Annotated in this window: 16 protein-coding genes; 13 read left to right on the plus strand and 3 right to left on the minus strand. The window is 68.0% G+C overall.

Annotated features, from left to right (window positions below):
• Positions 1 to 49 precede the first annotated feature (49 nt).
• From C8J24_RS16080 to pelF, 9 genes are all read left to right on the plus strand, one after another.
• A complete protein-coding gene (locus C8J24_RS16080) occupies positions 50 to 676 on the plus strand; it encodes an energy transducer TonB (RefSeq protein ID WP_107933934.1) in 627 nt (208 codons plus the stop codon).
• 260 nt (positions 677 to 936) lie between these two features.
• Positions 937 to 4,332, plus strand: coding sequence for a M10 family metallopeptidase C-terminal domain-containing protein (locus tag C8J24_RS16085; RefSeq protein WP_107933937.1), 3,396 nt, complete (start codon positions 937 to 939; stop codon positions 4,330 to 4,332).
• Positions 4,333 to 4,356: 24 nt separating this feature from the next.
• Complete coding sequence (pelG, locus tag C8J24_RS16090; protein WP_107933939.1) at positions 4,357 to 5,754, plus strand: exopolysaccharide Pel transporter PelG; 1,398 nt, start codon at positions 4,357 to 4,359, stop codon at positions 5,752 to 5,754.
• On the plus strand, positions 5,751 to 6,647 hold the full coding sequence (locus tag C8J24_RS16095) for a glycoside hydrolase family 191 protein (RefSeq protein ID WP_244180777.1): 897 nt from the start codon (positions 5,751 to 5,753) through the stop codon (positions 6,645 to 6,647). Before pelG ends, C8J24_RS16095 begins: the two co-directional genes overlap by 4 nt.
• Positions 6,644 to 8,365, plus strand: a complete 1,722-nt coding sequence (locus C8J24_RS16100; RefSeq protein WP_107933943.1) for a tetratricopeptide repeat protein — start codon at positions 6,644 to 6,646, stop codon at positions 8,363 to 8,365. The genes C8J24_RS16095 and C8J24_RS16100 overlap by 4 nt, the downstream gene beginning before the upstream one ends.
• Positions 8,362 to 9,834 (plus strand): hypothetical protein, encoded by a 1,473-nt coding sequence (locus C8J24_RS16105; protein ID WP_107933945.1) that lies wholly within the window; start codon positions 8,362 to 8,364, stop codon positions 9,832 to 9,834. The genes C8J24_RS16100 and C8J24_RS16105 overlap by 4 nt, the downstream gene beginning before the upstream one ends.
• A gap of 47 nt (positions 9,835 to 9,881) precedes the next feature.
• Complete coding sequence (locus C8J24_RS16110) at positions 9,882 to 10,799, plus strand: hypothetical protein (protein WP_146163722.1); 918 nt, start codon at positions 9,882 to 9,884, stop codon at positions 10,797 to 10,799.
• A gap of 254 nt (positions 10,800 to 11,053) precedes the next feature.
• Entirely contained in the window at positions 11,054 to 11,710 is a 657-nt protein-coding gene (locus C8J24_RS16115) for a hypothetical protein (RefSeq protein WP_146163723.1), read from the plus strand.
• Positions 11,707 to 13,218 carry a GT4 family glycosyltransferase PelF gene (gene pelF / locus C8J24_RS16120; protein WP_244180779.1) on the plus strand — a complete coding sequence of 504 codons (1,512 nt, stop codon included), beginning with the start codon at positions 11,707 to 11,709 and terminating at the stop codon, positions 13,216 to 13,218. Before C8J24_RS16115 ends, pelF begins: the two co-directional genes overlap by 4 nt.
• A gap of 24 nt (positions 13,219 to 13,242) precedes the next feature.
• Here pelF and C8J24_RS16125 read toward each other — a convergent pair whose 3' ends face one another.
• The 3 genes from C8J24_RS16125 to C8J24_RS16135 are packed head-to-tail and all read right to left on the minus strand — an operon-like array spanning position 13,243 to position 17,961.
• On the minus strand, positions 13,243 to 14,844 hold the full coding sequence (locus C8J24_RS16125; protein ID WP_107933951.1) for a TolC family outer membrane protein: 1,602 nt from the start codon (positions 14,842 to 14,844) through the stop codon (positions 13,243 to 13,245).
• Entirely contained in the window at positions 14,834 to 16,207 is a 1,374-nt protein-coding gene (locus C8J24_RS16130) for an HlyD family type I secretion periplasmic adaptor subunit (RefSeq protein WP_107933953.1), read from the minus strand. Before C8J24_RS16130 ends, C8J24_RS16125 begins: the two co-directional genes overlap by 11 nt.
• Positions 16,204 to 17,961 (minus strand): type I secretion system permease/ATPase, encoded by a 1,758-nt coding sequence (locus C8J24_RS16135; RefSeq protein ID WP_107933955.1) that lies wholly within the window; start codon positions 17,959 to 17,961, stop codon positions 16,204 to 16,206. The genes C8J24_RS16130 and C8J24_RS16135 overlap by 4 nt, the downstream gene beginning before the upstream one ends.
• A 249-nt stretch (positions 17,962 to 18,210) precedes the next feature.
• Here C8J24_RS16135 and C8J24_RS16140 point away from each other — a divergent pair, with 249 nt between their 5' ends.
• The 4 genes from C8J24_RS16140 to C8J24_RS16155 all read left to right on the plus strand — a co-directional run bounded on the left by C8J24_RS16140 (position 18,211) and on the right by C8J24_RS16155 (position 23,033).
• The gene (locus tag C8J24_RS16140; protein WP_031439936.1) at positions 18,211 to 18,552 is read left to right on the plus strand and encodes a hypothetical protein; all 342 of its coding nucleotides are present in this window, start codon (positions 18,211 to 18,213) and stop codon (positions 18,550 to 18,552) included.
• 186 nt (positions 18,553 to 18,738) lie between these two features.
• Positions 18,739 to 19,260, plus strand: a complete 522-nt coding sequence (locus C8J24_RS16145) for an RNA polymerase sigma factor (protein ID WP_244180783.1) — start codon at positions 18,739 to 18,741, stop codon at positions 19,258 to 19,260.
• On the plus strand, positions 19,257 to 20,237 hold the full coding sequence (locus C8J24_RS16150) for a FecR family protein (protein ID WP_146163724.1): 981 nt from the start codon (positions 19,257 to 19,259) through the stop codon (positions 20,235 to 20,237). The genes C8J24_RS16145 and C8J24_RS16150 overlap by 4 nt, the downstream gene beginning before the upstream one ends.
• Before the next feature lie 99 nt (positions 20,238 to 20,336).
• Positions 20,337 to 23,033 carry a TonB-dependent receptor gene (locus C8J24_RS16155; protein WP_244180785.1) on the plus strand — a complete coding sequence of 899 codons (2,697 nt, stop codon included), beginning with the start codon at positions 20,337 to 20,339 and terminating at the stop codon, positions 23,031 to 23,033.
• Positions 23,034 to 23,087 lie beyond the last annotated feature (54 nt).

Below are 23,087 nucleotides of genomic sequence, written 5' to 3' on the forward strand. Positions count from 1 at the left end.
CCCGGGGTTCCAGCTACAAAGAAGCACTATCCGCAACGGGGAGAGGCGAATGTTCTGGCTGGTAATGCTCGTTCTTGGGGGACAGGGCACGCTGACGCCCGTGATCGTCCGCAACGCGAGTGAGATGCTCACGTCCGACGATTACGTCGCGCGCGCAGCCGGTACGGGCAAGGGCGGTTTCACGGTGGTCGAGATCCTGATCGATCCGACCGGAAAACCGCAGACGTGCGGCCTTGTCTCGACCAGCGGATCCAAGGATCTGGACCTGAAGGCGTGTGCAGCCGGGGTGCTGCGGGGTAAATATGCGCCGGCTACGGACGAGACCGGGTCGCCCATGTACGGTGTCTACCGGATGCGGGTTCGGTGGCTCATTGAGCTCTTCTTTGATGCTTCGACCCCTACACCCAAGGTGCCGGCAGACATCGTGCTGGAAGTCGCGAAGCTGCCGGCGGGGCGGAGGTCCGTTGCTGTCACCCTGGCCTATCTGGTCGGGGAAGACGGCGCGATCCGACACTGTTCGGTTATAACGTCGAGCGGCTCTGCGCCATTCGATACCGGCGCCTGTTCTTCGATGATAAAGCATTATCGATACGCGCCGGCCAAGGACAAGGCCGACAAGGCGTGGCCAGTCATTCGCATGCAGCGAATTGAGTTCACCTCGACTAAACTGGGTTAACCTGACACGATAGGCGCACGTGATCAATGTTCGTTACCATTGACACAGCTTTGCCATTCTTCCGGTTTCGCCCGCATTACCGCTCAGCCCTCGCGCCCGGGCATACCACCAGTAATCGCGTACCATGGTGATACAAGTTCGGCGTTAACCATTCATCTAAGTTGTTCGAAAGACCGACGGTCTTCGCTAGTTGACGCTCGAGCTTGATGACGAGCGGCTTGGCCCTCGCATGAAGCCCGAGACCGAAGCGGGGACAAAGAATGGCGAACGCAACTCCGGTGACCGTTGATGGCACTCTGAACGACTGGACCGCAGGCGACCGGATCGACCGTGGCCTCGGTGCCGGCTATGCGATCTATGCCCGCAGCGACGGCGCGGATTTTGCCTTTGCGATGACCGCGCCGACGGCGATCGGCGCAAACACCACCGCCTGGCTCAACACCGATCGCAACACGGCCACCGGCTATCAGGTGTTCGGGTTCGCAGGCGGTGCCGAATTCAACGTCAATTTCGCCGCCGACGGCACGGTCTCGCTGTACAGCGGTGCGGCGGGGCAGACGCTGATCGCCAGCGGCCTGCAGGCGGCGTGGTCGGCGGATCGCACCACCGTCGAGTTCAAGGTCCCCAAGGCGGCGATCGGCAATCCGAACGCGATCGACACGATCTACGACGTCAACGACACCGCATTCCTGCCCGGCAGCTATTCGAACCCCGCGTTCACCGTGTTCAACGACACCGGCGTCGTCGCCGATCCCACGCACCGCATCGCGATCGTCTGGTCCGATACGACCGCGAACGCCTATTTCAGCAAGACTGCCTATTCACAGCTCTTCATGGCGGCGCAGAGCCAGGCGATGCAGGCGGGCGTGCCGTTCGACATCCTGACCGAAGGCGATCTCACCAACCTGGCGACGCTCGCGAGATACGACACGATCGTCTTCCCGTCGTTCCGCAACGTCGAGGCGGGCAAGGCCGACCAGATCGCGCAGACGCTGGAACAGGCGACCACGCAGTTCGGAATCGGCCTGGTCGCGGCGGGCGAGTTCATGACCAACGGCGCGGACAATGCCGCGCTGGCCGGCGACTCCTATGCGCGGATGAAGCTGTTGTTCGACGCGACGCGCGTGACCGGCGGCTTTCCGGCCGACGTGACCGTGAAGGCGAGCGATGGGGCACAGCTGGTGCTCGACGGCTATGCCGACGGGCAGGTCATTCGCGAATATACCGGCATCGGCTGGAACGCGTTCACGAGCGTCAGCGGGACCGGCACGACGATCGCGACCGAGACGGTCAACGGCCAGACCTATGCGGCGGCGATCGCCACCCAGACCGGCGGGCGCAACGTGCTGTTCTCGAGCGAAGCGGTGATGGCCGACGACAATCTGCTCCAGAAGGCGATCGATTATTCGGTCCATGGCAACGGCCTGTCGGTCGGATTGCAGATGACGCGGCAGAGCGGCCTGTTCGCGTCGCGCGTCGACATGGACCAGAGCCAGGAGCGCGACGAGGTCAATCCGGCGGGGACCGCGCCCGGTATCTACGACAAGCTGCTGCCGATCCTCACCGAATGGAAGACCGACTATAATTTCGTCGGCAGCTATTACGTCAATGTCGGCAACGATGCCGCGAACGGTCAGACAACCGACTGGGCGGTCTCGCTGCCCGTCTATAAGGCGTTGCTCGATGCCGGCAACGAGGTCGGCTCGCACAGCTACACGCATCCCGAGAACACCAATCTGCTGACCGATGCGCAGATCGCGTTCGAGTTCGGCCAGTCGCGCGCCGAGCTGGAAAAGCAGCTGAGCGCGTATCTCGGCAAGACCGTGACGGTCGGCGGTGCCGCGGTACCGGGCGCGCCCGAGCAGATCGCGACGAGCCAGGAAATCCTGAAATACGTGACCTATCTCAGCGGCGGCTATTCGGGCGTCGGTGCGGGTTATCCCAACGCGGTCGGGTACATGACCCCGCAGAATGCCGCGGACGACAAGGTGTATATCGCGCCGAACACGTCGTTCGACTTCTCGCTGATCGAGTTCCAGAAGAAGACCGTTGCCGAAGCCAGCGCCATCTGGGCCAAGGAATTCGCCGCGCTGACCGCCGGTGGCGATGCGCCGGTCGTGGTGTGGCCGTGGCATGATTACGGCCCGACCATGTGGTCGAGCGACGGCGCGACCAGCCCGTACACCAAGCAGATGTTCACCACCTTCATCGCGCAGGCCGCGGCGGCGGGGGTGGAGTTCGTGACGCTTGCCGATCTGGCAGGCCGGGTCAGCGCGTTCCAGAATACGACGATCACCTCGACCGTCGTCGGCAACACGATCACCGCGACGGTCGGCGCGACGACGGGCAGCTTCTCGCTCGACGTCGACGGCCAGAGCAGCGGCCAAGTGATCAAGGGTGTCGCGGGCTGGTACGCCTATGACGCGGACACCGTGTTCCTGCCCAAGGCGGGCGGGACCTATGCGATCACGATGGGCGCGGTGGCGGACGACGTGACCCACATCACCGCGCTGCCGATGCGCGCGACGCTGACGACACTGAGCGGCGACGGACGCGACCTGGCGTTCACGGTCGAGGGCGAGGGCAAAGTCACCGTCGATCTGAAGGCGCCCGGCACCGACTGGACGACGGTGAGCGGCGGGACGGTCGCCAGCCAGATCGGCGAGATCCTGACCATCGACCTCGGCGCGATCGGCGTTCACGATGTGAAGATCGGTCATCAGGCCAATGTCGATCCGGTGCTGACGTCGTTCGCGGGCGGCACGACGGGATCGCTGTCGATCGCTGAGAACGGCACGGCACTGACGACGATCACCGCGACCGACGCCAACATCGTCTGGGGCGATTCGATCAAATATTCGATCGGTGCGGGCGGCGACGGCGCGAATTTCTCGATCGACGCGACGACGGGTGTGCTCAAGTTCGTCACCGCGCCCGATTTCGAGGCGCCCACCGATGCCAACCGCGACAATATATACGGCGTGACGGTGGTCGCGACCGACGCACGCGGCGCGATCGACACGCAGACGCTGACGATCGGCGTGACGGACGTGGTCGGCATCACGAAGACGGGCACGATATTCTCCGAGACGATCAACGGCACCAGCGAGCAGGATGTGCTCGACGGCAGCTGGGGTAATGACGTGCTCAACGGGCTCGGCGGCAACGACCGGCTCACCGGCGGGCTCGGCAGCGACACGCTCAACGGCGGCGCGGGCAACGACACGCTGATCGGCGGCAATGGCAGGGATGTCCTGAGCGGCGGCGACGGCAACGACATCCTGATCGGTGGCGACGACTTGGACATGATGACCGGCGGTGCCGGCGCGGACATCTTCCGGTTCGAGGCCAAGGGCGACAGCCTCGCATCGGCGTCGCGCGACGTGATCACCGACTTCACCGTCGGGCAGGACAAGATCGACCTGTCGATGATCGACGCCAACACGTCGCTGTTCGCGCGCGGCGATCAGGCGTTCAGCTTCATCGGCACGAGCGCGCGATTCACCGCGCCGGGGCAGCTGCGCTACAGCTACCAGATGATCGGCGGGAAGGAATTCACCGTGGTCGAGGGCAATATCGACAGCGGTGCGGGTGCCGATTTCTCGATCGCGCTGACCGGTCACCAGGTGCTGACCGCGAACGATTTCTTCATGTAAGCTGCGCCATAGGCCGGCGAAGTTATGGCGGGCATAGGCTTCCAGTTAGCGAAAACCGCGCGCGAGGGCGGTGTCGGCGGAATCGTCGGCGCCGCTGCATTCGGCGCGGTGATCAGCGCGGGACCGTGGTTGATCACCGCGGTCGCGATGGCGTTGCTCACCCACTGGTTGGGTACGCATCTCGGCGCACGCGGCGCGCGGACCGTCCAGACGATCCTCGTCTATGCGTTCAGCCTGTCCGCGCTCGCTGCGGCGCCGGTCGGCATCCTCGCGACGCGGATCGCCGCGGATCGGATCTTCGCGCGGGACGCAGGCGGCGTATCGGGCATCATGCTGGTCGCGCTCGCGACCGGCGGCGGGATCGCGCTGGCGATCGGGGCGATCGTCTTCGGGGTCCTTGCCAGGCTTCCGCTCGGCGAGGCCGCGCTCGCGACGCTGATCCTCGCCTGGCTGACGCAGGTCTGGATCGCCGCGCCCTTGCTTACCGCGCTGCGCCGGTACCGTGCGATTCCGTTCGCCTATCTGCTCGGCATCGGTATCGCGACGCTGCTGTTGGCGCTCCTGCCAAGGCTTGGCGTCTCTGCCGTGCTTGCAATCATTGCCGGGGGCGTCGGCCTGACGCTCGCCGCGATCATAGCGGTGATCCGCCGACATTTCTCCGCCACGCCCGTCCTGCCGACGCAAGACGCGATGGCGCCGCGCCTCGCATGGATCGTCGCCGCGGCGGGCATTGCGGGGGTCGCGGCGATCTGGATCGACAAATGGCTCCTGTGGACAGGGCCGCAGAGCATTCGCGCGATCGGGCTGCTCCGGCTGAACCCGATCAACGATCAGGGCAGTTTTCTGGGGCTGCTGACGATGGTGCCGGGCCTGACGCTGTTGCTGATCGTCGCCGAGACGCGGTTCGATCGCGCATTCGGCGACATGATCGTCCGGTGTACCGGCACCTCGACGCTGCAACGTATCGAGGAGGCGCGCAGTGACCTGGCGGGGACGATGTTCGACGGGCTCAGGATCCTGCTGCTGGTACAGGCCCTCGTCGCCGCGCTCGCCTGGGTGTTCGCGGTTCCCCTGTTCGAGCTGATCGGCGCGGACGCACGCGCGGTCTTCGCGTTTCGCCAGACTGCGCTCGGCACCGTCTTTCACCTCGTGGTGATCGCAGCCACGGTCGTGCTCGCCTATTATGACCTGTTCGGGCGGATCCTCGTGACCTGGACCGCCTTCGCCATCGGCAGCGGCTTGGCGACGCTTCTCCAATGGGACACGGGGTTCGCCGCGTTCGGCTGGGGCTATATGGCCGGCGCCGTGGTCGGTGCGTCGGTCGGCCTCGCGCTGGTCGCCGAAGCCACGGTCAACCTCACCTATCTGCTGTTCGTCGGCAACAATCCGTCCGTCGTGGGGCATGGAGGGCGTCTGTTGTGACGGGATTTACGGATATGCGCCGCCGCGGGGTGGTCCAGAGGCTGCTCGCGCTCGGCGCAGCCGGCTGGGCATTGGGCGGCCGCCACCAGTCGGTCGCTGCGCCCGGGCCGTCCGCGAACGCTGCGGTGCGCTGGGGCGTCGATTACGGTGCCGCGACTGATCCCGTGCTGGCACGCGGCTGCGCGCTGCTGGTCCTCGAGCCGCATCACGCGCGTCCGATCGCGCCGCTTCGTGGCCCGGGCAGCACGCTGCTCGGTTACGTCAGCTTCGGGGAAGTCGAGCGCAACCGACCCTATTTCGCCGCGCTGGACAAGGCCGGCGCGCTCAAGGCCGCCAACCCCAACTGGCCCGATGCGCGGCTCGCCGACCTGCGTCATCCGGCGTGGCGGGCAGCGGTGCTCGACCGGCTCGTCCCTGCGATCCTCGCGCTCGGCTATGACGGAATCTTCATCGATACGATGGATAATGCCGAGGCGATGGAACAGCAGGATCCGGTGGCCAACAAGGGCATGGTAGCAGCAGGCGTATCGCTGATCGCCGCCGTGCGCGCCCGCTTCCCCAAGATCCGCATCATGCTCAACCGCGGCTATGCGCTGCTGCCCGACGTTGCACCGAAGATCGACTATCTGCTCGGCGAGGCGATGGCATCGCGGTGGAATTTCACGGCCAAACACTATGAGTTGCTGAGCGATTCGGATTGGGAATGGCAAGCGGGTCGCCTGCGCACCGCAAAGGCGCGGAATCCGGCGCTGTCGCTGATGACGCTGGATTACTGGGATCCGGCGGATACGAAACAGGTCGCGGCACTGTATGCGCGCGAGCGGGCGGCGGGGTTCAGCCCCTATGTCGCGACCCTGGCGCTCGACCGCCTCATGCCGGAGCCGGCGGGGTGAGGATCGACCGCCACCGTGCACGGCTTGCGCTCCTGCTGCCCGCGCTGACCGGGATCGGTCTGCTCGCGGGCGGGCTGATGCTGTTGCCGAAGGAGCGCGAGATCCTCCCCGCCGTTCGTCGCGCGCAGCCGGTGCCGTTTTCGGCGGCGCGCAGTTCGATGCCCGCGCCAGCATCGCCGGTGCCGCCGCCTGCGCATCCGTCGATCACGGCGCAGATCGCGACTGCGGACGCAGCGACGCTCGCCGCACTCACGACGCGGCTGATCGCGGAGGGCCAGCCGGTGTCCACGCTGCAGGTCGCCTATGACCTGGTCGCTGCGAAGCGACCGGCGGTCGCGCTCGATTATCTTGCCGCCCGGCCCGATGGTGCGACCGCAGCGACGTGGCGCCTCCGGATCGATCTTCTTCACCGGACCGGACGCGATGCGAACGCCGCGGCGCTGGTCGCGCGGGCAGCGGAAAAGCGCGGCCCCCTGCCCGCCGCGGACATCGTCGCGGCGGCCTATGCGATCGATCGCCCCGACTTGGTGATCGTGGCGGCGGCGAACCACGTCATCCCGCCGCCCGATACCGCGCTGGCGCTGGATCTCGCGCGGCGGGCTGACAAGGCCGGGCGGCGCGATCTGATCGCGTTGCTCGACACCACGACGACCGCGAACTGGCGCGCCGCAGACCCCTGGCTCGCCATCCGGGTTGCGGCGCGTTCCAGGGATACCGCGGCAGGCTTGCGGGCGGCAGGCTACCTCCCCGTCGAGCAACGCCAGGCGGCGCGCGAGGCCATCCTGACCGAAGCGGGCGACCGCGCCGGTCTGCGGACCGAGTTGCTCGCAGATGCGGCCGCGGCCGGTGCGCCGCTCGAGCAGATTGCGGAGCGGCTGGTCGCGGCCGGGTATCGCGGGGATGCGACGGCGGTGCTGCGGCGTGCGGCGGCCGGGTTGGCACCGACCGCACCGGCAGCGCAGCGGCTGCTCTACCTGATGGGTCCACGCCCCGGATCCGACGATCTCGCCTGGCTGAAACAGCAGAGCCTGCAAGGCAGCGCGACCCGGCAGCGCGGCTGGCTGGCCTGCTATGCCGAACGCGATCAACCGGGCGCTGCGCTGGTGTTCCTGTCCCGGCATCCGCTCGCGGACGAGACCGACGTGATGCTGATGCGGCTGGCGCTGGCGCGCGCGGCGGGCAATGACGCCGCTGGTCGGACGGTGCTGGCGACCTTGCTCGACGGCCGCACGCTGTCCCCCGATCAGGTCCGCGCCGTGTCCGCTGCGGCGCCCGCGCGGATCGATCCGGCACAGGCGGCGGCGATCTCGAAACGCCGTGTCGCGGCCGGGATTGCTGCGCCGCGCGATCAGCTCGATCTCGCCTGGATGGCGTTGAACGCGGGCGATGCGAAGGCTGCGGGGCAGTGGCTCGACGCGCATATCGCGACCGCCCCGACCGATCTGTCCGCGCTGCGCTTGATGGCCGACGTGCAGGCGCGGATCGGTGGGGCGCGTGGGGCACGCCCCTGGCTCGAACGCGCGCTCGCCCAGACGCCTGCCGACAGCAGGGCGCGCGCGGAAGTGCTCGAGAAGCTCGGTCGGCGGGACGAGGCGGTAAGATTGGTCGAGACGCTGCGATCCGAAACGCCGCAGGACCGATCGCTTGCCGCGCTGCACGCCCGGCTGCTGATCACGCAGGGCCAGCCGGGCCGGGCGCGGACGGTGCTGGTGCAATGATCAGCCTGTTTCTCTGCCTCGCGGATGCGCCGGTGCTGGTCGTACCCCGGACCGTTTTCGCGGATGGCCGGATCGTCACGTCCGAGTCCCGGCTCGCTTGGCCCGACGACGCCGTCGTCCGGATCGAGGATCGTGACGGCGAGCTGGTCGCGCGGTTCGATCGACCGATCGCGCCCGCACGGCTTGCCGCGTTCCGTGAGGCGGCGGGCGACGCGATCGGCGATCTGCGCTGGAACGACGACAGCCTGGTTCTCCGTCCCGCGGCGGGCTGGACGATGCGCTGGCGGCAGACAGGCCCGGTCGTCGCGCTCGCCTTCTCACCGCCCGCGGACGGCTCGCTGCTCGAAACCGCCGACGACAGCGCGTCCGACGCCGCACTGGCTGCAATCGAGGCGGACGTGGCCGCCGGCTATCCGGGATCGGCTCTGCGCGCTGCGACGAGCCTGGCACATCGCTATCCGGCCGACCGACGCGCCGCCCGCCTGCTCGCCGACACGCGTCTCGCCCAGGGCGACTTCCGCGGCGCAGCCCGCGGGTACCGCGCGCTCGCGGCGGACGACCTGACCGCACGGCGTACGATCGCCGCCGCGGCGGGGACCGCCAGCGTCGGCGTCACCGCGCGTGACGGCAGCGACCTCGCTCAGACAGAGTTCGCCGCGCGGATCGACGCAGCGGTCGGCGACACGCTCGACGTGGGAGGCGGCGTTCGCCATCTCGTCAGCAGCGTCGCCACCGCCGCACCAACCGTGCGATCCGGCGACACCGTCGTCGACGCGTCACTGGCCGCAGCATTCGACGGCGCGGTTCGCATCCAGCTCTTCGCCTCCGCCGCGCTCGACGACGCGGTGACGGGGGGCGGCGCAAGGGTGACCGCAGGGTCCCCCGACGCGCAGTTCCGCGCGACCTTGAGCCGCCACATGCCGGATTATTCGACCCCGGCGCAGGTGCTGGCGGGAGGATATCTCTCGCGCGCGCTGATCGGCGTCACCTACCGCCTGACGCCGGGCGTGGTCGCGCAAGGGGATATCGGCGCCTACCGGTACGGCCTCGCAGCCGGTAGCGTTGCAAGCGACACCATCGTCGCGAGCGCCGGGGTGGATTATCTCATTCGCCGTCAGTACCCGGCGCTCGGGCTGACCTACCGCTTCGACGCGGAATATGTTCAGCGTATGCAGCTTGGCGCAGACCGCCTTGCCGTCATCCCGCTGGCCACCCGCGAGAACCACACCCTCCAGGGCCTCGCCAGTGGCGCGGTCGGCGCGGTGCAGATGACCGCGCTCGCAGGCTGGACCGTCGATCGGTTCGGCGGCGATGGCCCCACCGCCAGCCTCGGCCTCGCCGCCCCGATCGCGGTCGCGTGGCGGGTCGAGGGCAGCGGCGGCATCACGTCGATCGCGCGGCAGGGCTTTGCCGGCCGCCAGCTTTATGCGCGCGCGCTGCTGACACGCAGCCTCGGAGATACGCCGTGACGCACGACGAATCTGCGCCAAAATGGCAGGGCCGGTGGCGACGCCCCTTGCGGATTGCCTTGGAGATCGCGCTCACCTTCGCCGCGCTGGCGGCGCTCGACTGGTGGCTGACGGGCGAAACCGGCTTCACGCGCGTCCAGCCCAACCCCTATTGGCTGCCGGTACTGGTGATGGCGCTCGCCTATGGCACCGGCCCCGGCGTCGTCGCCGCCGGAATCGCGTCGGGGCTATGGCTCGCGCATGTCCACGATGACGCGGGCGCGCGCGACTATCTCGATCATCTGTTCCATCTCTCGCTCCAGCCATTGATGTGGTTCGTCGCCGCCGGAGTCATCGGCGAAGTGACGATCATGCGGACCGCGCGGCACGATCGGCTGGAAAAGCGCGGCGGGGTTGCGGCGCGGAACCTGGCACGGCTGACCGAGGCGTTTGCCGCGCTGTCTCGGACCAACCGACTGCTTCAGGTGCAGATCGCGACCGAGGCACATACGGTCGGCCATGCGATCGAGACGGCAGCGCGACTCTGTTCGCAGGACCTGGCTGAACGACGTGGCGCGATCGGGGAACTGATCGCGCTTGCCGCACGAACCCCCGACTTCACCTGCTACCGCATGACCGGTGACGAGGCCCGCGCATGGATCCGCGGGCCGGTTACCGCGGGACGGCGCGACACCCTGCCAGCGACGTTGATGGAGCGGATGGCACGGCCCCACGGGATCCTGCACGTCGCGAAGCGCAGCGATCGTAGCCTGCTCGACGGTATCGGCGTCGCCGCGATCGCCCTGCCCGATCGCAAGACCGGCGAGGTCGTCGGGTGCCTCGTCCTTCACACACTGCCGTTCGAGACGCTGAACGCGAGCCGTACCGCCGAATTGACCGAGATCACCGCCTGGCTGACCCCGCTGCTCGCCGATACGCTGCACGCGACCCAGCGCCCGGTCAGAGCTGCCGGGCTGGTTGCGTGATCCGCCGCCTCGCTGCGCTCGCGCTGCTGGAGTTGGTCGTTCTGACGGCATGCTGGCTTGCTGGACTCGCGGCCGGTTGGGCGCTCGTGGCCCATGCCGTCGCTAGCGGAATTGGGCTCACTTTGTGGCTTCGCAGCGGTGCGGCGGCCGGTTTTGCGGCGGCGATGCTGGGTGTGATGGGCCCGCTTGGCCTGCTTGTTGCCCTGCCCCTTGCTCGCTTGGTCAGACCTGCCGCACACCGGACCGACGACGAGATGTTCGGCCCTGTTGCCGGGCGTTCCGCACAGCGTGGCGCGCGTCTCGCGGTGGCCCGCATGCTCGACGGGCGGGTTCATCATGCCACCCCCGATACGCTGAGCTCGCTCGTCACGATCATGCGTCACGGCGCGGTCGCCGAGCGGCGGCGGGCACTGGAGACCGTGGTGCGGTCGTTCGAGCCCGCGCTGTCGCCGCTCATCGCGCTGGCGCTGACCGACAGCGACCAGACGATCCGCGCGCTTGCGGCGGCCGCGTCGGCGCGCGTCGCGGAAAATCTGGTGCTCTCCCGTGCACGGCTGTCAGCCCGCGTTGCCGATGGCGGCGATCCGGACGCCGCGACGAACTTGGCGCGGCTGCTCGGGGACCACGCGCGTTCGGATGTGCTGCTGTCCGATTCACAGCGCCTCCACCTGCGCGAGGACGCGGTTGCGACGATGGCCGCTGCGGTATCTGACGGGGCGGACGACCGGCATGCGGACACGCGCGATGCGTTGATGATCGAGGCGTTCTGGGCCGCGGGCGATTATGACGCGATCGACTGGATGGCGACCGCGATCCAGGCCTCGGTGGACCGGACCGATGCTCCAACCGGCGCGAACGACCGCGGCGCATCGACGCTGGCAAACTGGTGGCTGACGGGCGCGGTGGCATGATCCCGCTGTCCGCCCTGGCCGAAACGTCCCGGCACGCGTCGCTCGACATGCCGGACGCCGACATCTGCCTGATCGTCGAGGGCGCCTATCCCTATGTGATCGGCGGCGTATCCGGCTGGCTGCAGGATCTGATCACGCATCTGCCCGACGTCCGGTTCGTGATCGCCGCGATCAAGCCGGGTGCCGGGCTGCTCGCGTTCCAGCTCGCCCCGCCGCCCAACGTCGTCGCGGTGGTCGAAATCGGCCTGGCGCCCGCGCCGGCGATGCCGCGCTCAATCCCGGATCGGATCGCGGTGCCGATCGCCGACGCGCTGGTCGCGTTCGTCGCGACCGGTGGCGCGGACCGGCTCGCGACGCTGATCGACGTGATCGGCGGCATCGCGCGACCGCTTGCCCCCGGTGACATCCTGTCGCACCCGGCGGTTTTTGCACGGCTCAGGCGCCATTATCAGGCGATGCTGCCCAAGGCCTCGTTCCACCATTATTTCTGGGCGATGCGCGTGCTGCTCGGCGGGTTGCTCGCGGTCCTGACCGCGCCCCTGCCGCGCGCCAAGGCGTATCACACGATCTCGACTGGCTTCGCAGGTCTGCTCGCCGCCCGCGCCGCGCGCGAGACGGGGCGCCCGGCGTTCATCACCGAACACGGCATCTATCTGCTCGAACGCCAGATCGAGGTGATGATGGCGGACTGGATCGGCGATCAGGTCGACACCGGGCTCGAGCTCGAACGCAGCGTGCGCGATCTGCGCGACCTCTGGGTCCGTGCCTTCACCAGCTATGCGACCGCCTGCTATGACAGCTGCGATCCGATCGTTGCGCTGTACGGCGAGAATACGGCGGTCCAGCGCCGGCTGGGTGCGGCTGCCGACCGGGTCCGAGTCATTCCCAACGGGATCGATTCGAAGCGGTTCGCCGCACTCCCCGACCAGCGCGATCCGGCACACCCGCTGGTCGCGCTGCTCGGCCGCGTGGTTCCGATCAAGGACGTGAAGACGTTCATCCGCGCCGCCGCGATCGTGCATGCCGAACGCCCCGACATCCGCTTCGTCGTGCTCGGCCCCGAGGACGAGGACCCGGAATATGCCGCGGAATGCTCGCGGCTGGTCGAGGATCTGGGCCTGTCGCCGGTCTTCCACTTCGCCGGGCGCGTGCGGATCGAGGACTGGATGGCAAAGATCGATCTGCTCGTGCTCACCAGCCTGTCCGAAGCGCAACCGCTGGTGATCCTGGAAGGCGGTGCCTGCGGGATCCCGGTGGTCGCGCCCGATGTCGGCAGTTGCCGCGAGATGATCGGAGGACGTGGCGGCGCGGACTCGGGCCATGGCGGTATCATCACCCCGCTGGTCAATCCGGCAGCGACCGCGGCGGGGATCCTCGCGATCGCGGGCGATCCGGCAATGCGATCGGCAATGGGCGAAACCATGCGCGAACGCGTCCGCCGCGACTATGATCACGACACGATCATCGGGGCCTATGCGAAACTCTACGAAACCTTGATCCAGCGGTAGCCGACGCGAGTAGGCCGGATCGGATCATCTCCCGCTCGTGACCACCGCATCGCTCAGATCGGCCGCGACCGGACCCGCAAGTACCGGAACCGCCCCGATCGGCAGCGTCTTGCCGATCGGCCCTGGCAAGGCCTGGACGGCGGCCGGCCTGATCCGCGCGTCGGTGGCGGGCGCGATCACGGGTGCAGCCGGGGCGGTGCCAGCGGGCTTCTGCGCACGGTCGATCGGCGCGAGCACCGGATCGAACGGTCTGAATGTCCTGGCCCGCACCACCCGCGTGTTCTGCGCCGGATCATAGGTCGGGACTGCCTGATCGATCGCCGCCGCCTGCAGTCGCCCCAGCGTCGCCAAAAGTCGCGCCTCGGCGGCATAGGCGCCATAGGTCGCGTTGACGAACACGAGTTGCGCGGTCAGCAGGCGCTGTTCCGAATCCAGCACCTCGAAATTCGAGCGAAATCCTTCGGCGAACCCGCGCTGAACCCCGGTGAGCGCCGATTCCGCCGCCTCGGTCGCGCGCTGCCCCGCCGCCATCTGTTCACCCCCCGCCACCGCCTGGTTCCAGGCGTTCTGCGCATTGGCGAGTGCGGTACGCCGCGCCGTCTCGACCTCGAACCCGAGCTGCTGGCGTTCGGCGACCGCGGCGCGGACGCGCGAGCCGATCACGCCGCCGGTCAACAGCGGCATCGTCACCGTGACCCCGCCGGTCGCCTGTGCACCGGCATCGCGCAGGCGGTAGGAATAGGGGCTTCCATAGCCATAGCTTCCCGACAGCGCGACGATCGGCGCACGTTCGGCGCGTTGCGCCGCGATCCGCGCGTCGCCCGCCTTGGTGGCGAGGATCGCCTGCCACAGGCTCGGGCTCTCCTTCTCTACCACGGCAAACGCGGCATCGAGCGAGCGCGGCAGGCCGGGCAGCGTCGGCGGCACGAGCAACGTCCCCGGATTACGCCCGACGACCGCCGCGAACCGCCCACGGCTTGCCTGGAGATTGACGGTCGCCTGCGCCAGCTGCGCGCGGATAATCTCGCGCTGCGCCTCGGCCTGTGCGATGTCGGTGCGGGTCAGGTCGCCACCCCGTTCGCGCGCGATCGCCTGGGTCACCTGTCGCCCATAGGAGTCGAGCGAGCGCTGCTGGATCGCCACCAGCGCCTGGTCACGCCGCACCGACACGAACGCGTCGACGACTTCGAGCAGAATCGTGTTCTCCGCCTCGCGCAGGCGTTCACGGCCGGCGAGCACGGTCGCCTCGGCCGCCGACACCTGAGCCGCGGTCCGCCCGCCGTTCAGCAGGATCTGCGACGCGGTCAGCGAGGCCCCGAGGGTCCGCCCCCGCGCCGTATCGAAGTCGCCGAGCAGCCCACGCTGGTCCTGCGACTGATATTGCAGCGTCATGTTGATGCCCGCATTCAGCCGGTACGCGGCCCCCGCCTGGACGATCCGCTCGTCGAGCGCGCGAAGCTGGGCGCGCTGTCCCTCCAGCGAGGGGTTGCTGCGATAGGCATCGGCGATCGCCTGCCCCAGCGTTTCGGGCGCTGCGGTTGCTGCCTCCTGTGCCGTCTGCGCGAGCGCGGGCATGGCCGGCACCAGCAGCACGGCGACAGCGAGATAGATCCTCTCAGCGTTCATGGAGCGACCGTGAAAAGGCCTCGGTCAACGGATCGAGAAGATAGTCGAGCGCAGTCCGCGACCGCAGCTTGACGAGAACAGTGACCGGTACGCCCGCGCGGATCCCCGTGTCGCGACCGCGCACCGCCTCGATCTTGGCGATCTGAGCACGCGGCACTGTGACCTCCGCACTGAAATAGCTGCGACCGGTCTGCTCGTCGCGAAGCGAATCCGCAGAAACCGTACGAACCGTGCCGAGCAAAATCGGCAGGTCGCGTTCGTGCAGCGACAGGAACTTCACCTCCGCCTCGCGCCCGGCAAACACCCCGTCGATGTCGCCCGGCGAGAAGTTCGCACGGACCACCAAAGGGGCGGCGTCGGGAACGATGTCGAGGATCGCCTGCCCCGGCTGGATCACGCCCCCTACGGAGAAGACGCGCAGGCCGACCACGCGGCCCGCCACCGGCGCACGGATGATCGTGCGCGCCAGCTGTTCGCGCGCCGCGGCCAGTTTGGGCAAGACCTCGTTCAACTGGAACTGCGTGTCGCGCAGCAACGTCGCGCTTTCCTCGACATATTTGCGGCGGGTCTGCACGCCTTCCGCGCGGGTCTGGCCGATCTGTTCGCGCGCCGCCGCCGAGCGTGAGACATAGTCGGCATCGGTCCCTTCGAGCTGCTGGATCGAGCGTTCGATCGCGCGGACCGTGTTGCGCGACACATAGCCCTGGTCGGCGAGCGACCGCGTGCTGTCGAGCTGTTGGCGAAGCGAGGCGCGCTGGCGGGCGGTCGCCTGTGCCTGGGCATTGAAGCCGGTCGTCTGCTGCGCGACGGTCGCCTCCTGCTGGCGGAGGACCGCCCCGTTTGCTGCGAGCGCGGCCGATCGTGCCGAACGCTGTGCAAGCTGGAGCGACTTCGCCCGCTCGACGAGACGAAGGTCGTCGCCCTGTGCGGACGCGAAATCCGCGGGCCAGACGACCGCGCCGCCGCGAACATCCGCTTCGAGCCGGGCCCGTTGCGCCTGGAGGTCGATGACGCTGGCGGCCAGCGCACGCTCGGCTGCCGTGACCTCGGCGCCTTCGAGCCGGAACAGGACGTCGCCCGCACGGACGTGCTGGCCGTCGCGCACCGCCATCGCCGCGACGATCCCGCCCTCGCGGTGCTGGACGGTCTGGCGATTGCCCGCGACGACCACCTGCCCCTCGCCCGCCGCCGCCGCATCGAGCCGCGCGAACGCCGCCCAGCCCAGCCCCACGACGAAGAACAGGATCGCGACCAGCCCGCCGACAAGAATCGCATGCCGCGGGGAGTCGTCGAGGCGGAGGCGATCCGCGAGGCTTGCGCCACCGGCGGCGGGGACCGGGCTGGCCAGTTCGGCGGGAATCATCGGGCGCCTCCGGTTGCGGCGACGGGTCCCGCGCTGGGCGGGCGCAACACCTTGGTGCGGTCGTCGAACAGCTGGATCGTGCCGTTGCGCAGCACCATGATCTTGTCGACCGCCTGCAGAAGCCCGGTCCGATGCGTCGACACGATCACCGTCGCGCCACGCGCGCGGAGGGTCGAGAGCGTCGTCACCAGCCGCGCTTCTCCATCGCTGTCGAGATGCGCGTTGGGCTCGTCGAGGAACAGGATCGTCGGCGTACCGAACAGCGCGCGCGCCAGCGCGACCGACTGGTTCTGCCCCGCCGACAGCCCCGACCCGTCCGCCATGCTCAGCATCGTCGCATAGCCATTGGGCAGGCCGAGGATCACCTCATGCGCACCCGCCGCCTGTGCCGCCTCGACCACCGCGGCGTCGAGCTGCTCGCTCTCGCCCGCCAGCACCGACTGGAACCGTGAGATGTTGGTGTGCACCGTGGTCGGGAACAGCGACGGGGATTGCGGCATGTAGCCGACGTACCGGCCGAGCTGTTCGCGGTTCCAGTCCGCGAGACTCGCATCGTCGATCCGCACCTCGCCCGCGTCCGGCGACAGCGCACCCGACAATACGCGCAGCAACGTCGACTTGCCCGCACCGCTCGGGCCGACCAGCGCGACGATCTCGCCGGGCGCGACCGCGAAACTTATGTCCGACAAAAGCGCGCGATCGCTGCCTTCCGCGCGCACCGTGATACCGCGGACGTCGATCCGGCCGGTCGGCACGGGCAGCGTCGTCGCGTAGATCGCGGGCCCCGGCATCCGGCAGAACGCATCGAGATCCCGATAGCCGTTCCGCGCCGCGGCGAGCGGCTTCATCGCCCCGAGGATCTGCTCGACGGGCTGGAGCGCCCGCCCCAGCAACAGCGACGCCGCGAAGATGGCGCCGCCCGAAATATCCTGCCGGATCGCCAGCAGCGCGCCGAGCGCGAGCGCGAGGGACTGGAGCAGCAGGCGAAGGAACTTGGTGATCGCGAGAAACTGCCCCGAGGTCCCGGCGAGCGCGGCCTGACGGCGAACGAGATCGGCGCGCTCGAGCAGATGCCGGGTGATCAGCGCGTTGCGCATCCCCATCACCCGCGCGACCTCCGACCCATGGATCGACACATCCTGTTCGCGCGTCGCGAGAACCGCGCGGGCCTGCGTGTCGCGCGCGGCCCCCGCGGTCACGCGGTCGCTGAGGATCGCGATCCCCCCGAGCAGCAGCGCGCTCACGAGCGCCAGCACGCCGATCCAGACATGGAGCAGGAACGCGATGCCGATATAGATCGGCGCCCATGGCGCATCGAACAGCGCGATGATCGTCGGCCCGGTCAGGGTCCCGCGCACCGTGTCGAAATCGCGCATCGCCTGGCTGCGCTGGCCGGTCGTCGCGGCATCGGTGCCGAGGATCCGCAGCAGGATCCCCGGTGCCGCCTGACGCTCCAGCCGCATGCTGGCGCGCAACAGCAACCGCATGCGCACCGCGTCGAGGATCGCGAACACGACCAGCGCCAGCACGAGGATCAGCGTCAGCAGCAGCAACGTCGTCCCGCCCCGCGTGGGCACGACCCGGTCATACACCTGCAGCATGAAGATCGACGGCACGAGGTAGAGGATGTTCACGAGGCCGGAGAACAGACCGGCGAAGACCAGATGCCTTCGACACCCAAGGACGGCACGCGCCAGTGCATTATGCCCATGGTCGGATGGTGCCGTCAGGGGCGCTGGGGAGGACGTCGGCATCGCGTCGTCTTAGCCACGAAGTTTAAACGAACGGTTTCTCAGGCGCTCCCCAAGGCCGATCTGCCGCTCGACGATCTCTGTCTTAACGCGCGTGCGGGTTCGCTCCGTGTGACGCACAGCGTCTGGCCCGGGGCCTTCGCGACCCAATCCCGACATCCGTTCCTGTGGTCATCCTGCGTGTCGCAGGTGTAGTGGTGCCGGGCGCGCCGCTACAGCGTGCAGACATCCACCGAGAGATTATACAGCGACATGGCCCGCAAACATTCGAAACACGCCCCGTATGAGGAGCCCGATCGCGAAGACGAGGAAGGTCCGGCACCGGTCGCGCCGTGCTGGCTCTGCGGCCGCGCGCTCGGCAAGACCATCGTCTGGCATCATCCCGTGCCCAAGAGCCGCGGCGGTCGCGATGTCGTGCCGATGCATCCGATCTGCCAGCAGACCCTGATGGCGAACTTCACCAATTCCGAACTGCAACGCCACGGCATGAATGTCGACGCGCTGCTGGCCGATCCCACGGTCCGCAAATTCGTGGATTGGGTCGCAAAGAAGGATCCTGATTTCACCGCGACGACGACAAAGAAGCAACGCTGACGAGCTACGGCTCGTGGAGCGACCCAGAAAACGGTGTTCACGGCTTCTAAAACACTGCGCGATCGCCTGCATCGATATAGATTTCGAGTGCCGTGAGATTGACCACGTCAAATACCGACCAGCGGGACTCATTGACGTAACAGACCCTGCTATTAAAAACCGGTCATGGCTATGGAGGGGGAGCGAGTGTCCGGCCTTGGCGAAAGGACAACGATCCTTCGCACGCTGGTCGAGACCTATACCCGGCCGCTGAGCCGGTACTTCACGCGGCGTGTGTCCGCGCCGCACGACGTCCCCGACCTGATCCAGGAGGTTTTCCTGAGGCTAAGTCGGCTGGAGGACCCGAACGGCATTCGCCAGCATGACAGCTTCATCTTCGTCACTGCGGCCAATGTCCTGAAGGATCAGGCCCGGCGCAATCAGGCGCGGGGCGCGGGATTGTCGGATCCGATCGACGATCATTCGCTTGAAGGTTCGGATTTCGCGCCCGACCGCGTCTTGGCGAGTAAGTACATCGCGGACGCGTTGCGGCGTGCGCTTGCCGAACTGCCCGAACGGACACGTGACGTGTTCGTGCTCAGGATGCTGGAGGGATTGAAGATGGCCGATGTCGCGCATGCCATGGCGATCTCGACGCGCGCCGCCGAGAAGCACCAGGCGCGCGCGCTCGCGCATGTCGCGGAACGCCTGAAGGACTGGCGTCGGTGAGCGATCCGGTCATGATCGAAGCCGCGGAATGGGCCGAACGGCTCGACCGCGACCCGAGCGCCGTAATGCGTGCGCGGTTCGAGGACTGGCATGCGCGACCGGATCACGCTGCAGCCTGGGCGGTGATCGCCCAAGCACGGGCCGCGACTACAGCGCTGGCGGACCATCCCGACCTGCTGGCATTGCGGCACGCGGCCGTGGCGCGCGCTGCGTTACGCCGCGAGCCGCGACGAGTCGCGCCGTGGATACTGGCCGCCGCCGCCTGTGCCACGGTGGTCGCGCCGCTGGCGCTGTGGCGCTTCGCGGATGATACGCCCGCCGTGCGGGTCGCCGAAACACCCGTGTACCGGACGGCGACGGGTCAGCGCCTCGTGGTCACGCTGTCCGACGGGTCGCGGCTGACTCTCGATACCGACACGCGGGTCCGGATGGCCTATACCGACGCCGAGCGTCGATTGGTGCTCGAACGCGGACAGGCCTTGTTCGAGGTCGCGAAGCATCAGGCCCGGCCGTTCGTCGTCACTGCCGGCGCGCAGGCGGTGACCGCGCACGGCACCGCGTTCGACGTGCGGCTCGAGACCAGCGCGGTGCGCGTCGCGCTGCTCGAAGGGCTGGTCAGCGTCGCCGGCAAGGGCGCGCCCGGCAAGCCCGTAGCGATGGTGCCGGACGACGTCCTCACCGCATCGGCCAGCGGCGTGTCGGTTCGCCACATGCCCGGCAGCGCGCAGCGGCTGGCAAGCTGGAGCGAAGGCCGGCTCGTGTTCGAGGACGAGGGATTAAGTCAGGCCGTCGCCGAGATAAATCGCTACAGCGTCCAGCAGATCGCGATCGCCGACGCCGCTGCGGGCCGGGTCCGGATCAGCGGCGCGTTCCGGACGGGCGAGGTCCAGTCGTTCCTCGACGCGCTCGAACTGGGCTTTCCCGTCAGCGTCGATCGGCACCCTAACGGCAGCATCACGATCGCGTCGAAAAGATAATCGACCCGACGGCAAAACCCGGTTCGGGTTTTCCGACGTCCCGCGTCTTTATCGTCAGATCGACCCCGGCAGAGGGATCGCACGAACAGGGAGGGTTGCATGACATCCACAGGCAGGGCCGTGCTGGTACGCGGCGTGATGGTGACCGCATTGGTGCTGGGCGCAGGCGGGATCCCGATCGGCGTCACCGCGCAGGCCGCTATCGGCATCCGCATCGCGCGGCAGGACATGAGCACCGCATTGCTCGCCTTCTCGCGCCAGAGCGGCAGGCAGATCCTGTTCTCCCCCAGCCTCGTCCGCGGCAAGACCGCGCGCGCGGTGGCCGGCCGGATGGACGTCGGCGCTGCGCTGACGACGATCCTGAAAGGCTCCGGGCTCGGCCACCGGCTGACGCCGAGCGGGGCCTATCTGATCATCGACGCGCACGCTCAGGCGGCCGAAGCCACGCCCGTGGCGGTTCAGGTCGCCCCGGCACAGGCGGCCGCTGATCCCGCCGCGACGCAGGCGCCCGAGGAAACCGCCCCCGATATCGTTGTGATCGGCACCGCGGGCGCCGGCACCCGGCGCCAGGATGCGGCGTTTGCGGTCACCACGATCGACAGCAGCATGGCGCAGCGGCTCGGCACTGCCAGCACCGCCGAAGTCCTTCGTGCGGTGCCGGGCGTCAGCACCGAAAGTTCGGGCGGCAAGACCGGCGCGAACATCTTCGTGCGCGGCTATCCATCTGGTGGCGATGCGGAATATGTCACCTTCCAGACGCAGGGCGTGCCCTTCTTCCCGCCGCCGACGCTGTCTTTCCTCGAAAACACGCAGCTGATCCGCATCGACGAGACGATCCAGCGCGTCGAAGCGGTGCGCGGCGGCACCGGCGCGCTGTTCTCGAACGGCCAGCCCGGCCTGACCGTCAACCTCGTCCAGCGCGAGGGCAAGCAGACGCCGGCCGGATTGCTGAAGCTCAGCGGCACCGATTTCGGCGAGTTCCGCGTCGACAGCTATGTCTCGGGGCCTATCGACGACAGCACCACTTATATGCTGGGCGGCTATTACTCGACCTCGCGCGGGATCCGCGACGCGCAGTTCGAGGCGGAGCGCGGTGGTCAGATCACCGGCAATATTCGCCATGACTTCGACAAGGGCTCGATCCTGCTCTTCGGTCGCTATCTCGACGATCGCGGCCAGTGGCTGCTGCCCATCCCGGTCGTCCAGGACGGCGACAAGCTCCGCGAATATCCCGGCTTCGATGCCGGTACCGGGACGCTCGTCGGACGCGACACGCGGATCGGCGTGCGCAACGACGGCAGCCGGGTCGATCTGGCGGATGGCCGCAGCGCGAAGATCTACAATCTGGGCGGCAATTTCGATTACGAACTCGGCAGCGGGATCACGGTGCGCGATCGCGGCAGCTGGATGGAGGGCGATGCCGACACGATCGGTCTCGTCCCCGGCGGCGCTGCGCCGGTCACCGCCGCAGCCTATGCGGCCGGCCGGGGCGGAACGATCGGATCGCTCACCTTTGCCACCGGCGGTGCGGCGGCCTCGCCCAACCAGGCGGTCGTCGAGGCCGGGCTGTGGAGCGTCGAAAAGCACATCCAGGCCTTCGTCAACGATTTCGCGCTGGAATGGAAAACGGGCAGCAACACGTTGACCGGTGGCGTCTATTACACGCGGTACAAGTCGCGCGACCGGTGGAATCTCGGCAACAGCATGCTGCTCACCGCCGAACCCAACGCCCGGCGGCTGAATCTGACGCTGGCGGATGGCCGGATCGTCGCGCGCGACGGCTTCTCGGGCGGATCGACGTTCAAGGTCAACGCGCGCTACACCGGCGAAGACGTCGCGGGCTATGCCGTGGACGAATTGCAGATCACCGACCAGCTGCGGATCGACGGCGGCATCCGGTGGCAGCATCACTCGGTCGACGGCACGCTCGAAAACCTCGCGGCGACGGTCCCGGCGGCGGGTACGGACGGCAATCCGCTGACGCTCTACGACAATGGCGATGCGCAGCTGAACGGCACCTTCCGCACGATCCGCTATCGCGGCGATGCCTGGTCGTGGACCGGCGGCGTCAATTACGACCTGACCCGGCAGATCGGTGCGTTCGTCCGCTACAGCCGCGGCAACAGCTTCCCGTTCTTCGACAATCTGCGCGACGGGATCGACGTCGCACCGCAGGTCGACAGCTATGAAGGCGGCGTGAAGGTGTCGACCGGCATCGCCAACCTCTACGCTACGCTGTTCCACAATACGTTCGACGGCCTCGCAACGACGGTCATCACCAGCGGCGCCCCGATCGCGTCGATCGGTGGCGCCAAGGCGACCGGCGTCGAGTTCGAGGGGCAATTGCGGCCGTTCGGCGGCTTCACGCTCAGCGGGTCGGCGACCTATCTCGACGCCAGCTACCGCGACTTCTTCACCGATGGCGGCCGGACCGATCTCACCGGCAATCGGGTTCAGCGCCAGCCGAAATGGCAATGGCGCGTGACCCCCGCCTATGATCTCGAGCTCGGCGGCGATGCGAAGGCGGGCGTCTATGCGACGATCGGCTATATCGGCGACCGCTTCTCCGACGTCCAGAATGCGCAGGTGCTGCCGAGCTTTTACAAGCTCGACGCAGGGATCACGCTCGATCTGAACCGGCAGGTGCAGTTCCAGGTGATCGGTGACAATCTGAGCGACGAGATCGGGCTGACCGAAGGTAATCCGCGCACGCTCGGATCGCAGGGCAGCGGCACGATCCTCGCGAGGCCGATCGTGGGTCGCTCGATCCGCTTCGCCGCCGCGTTCAAGTTCTGACACAGCCCAGGGTGATCGATCCCGCCCCGTCGGGGGATCGATCACCCTGGCGAA

The organism is Sphingomonas aerolata, assembly GCF_003046295.1.
Lineage (GTDB): Bacteria > Pseudomonadota > Alphaproteobacteria > Sphingomonadales > Sphingomonadaceae > Sphingomonas > Sphingomonas aerolata.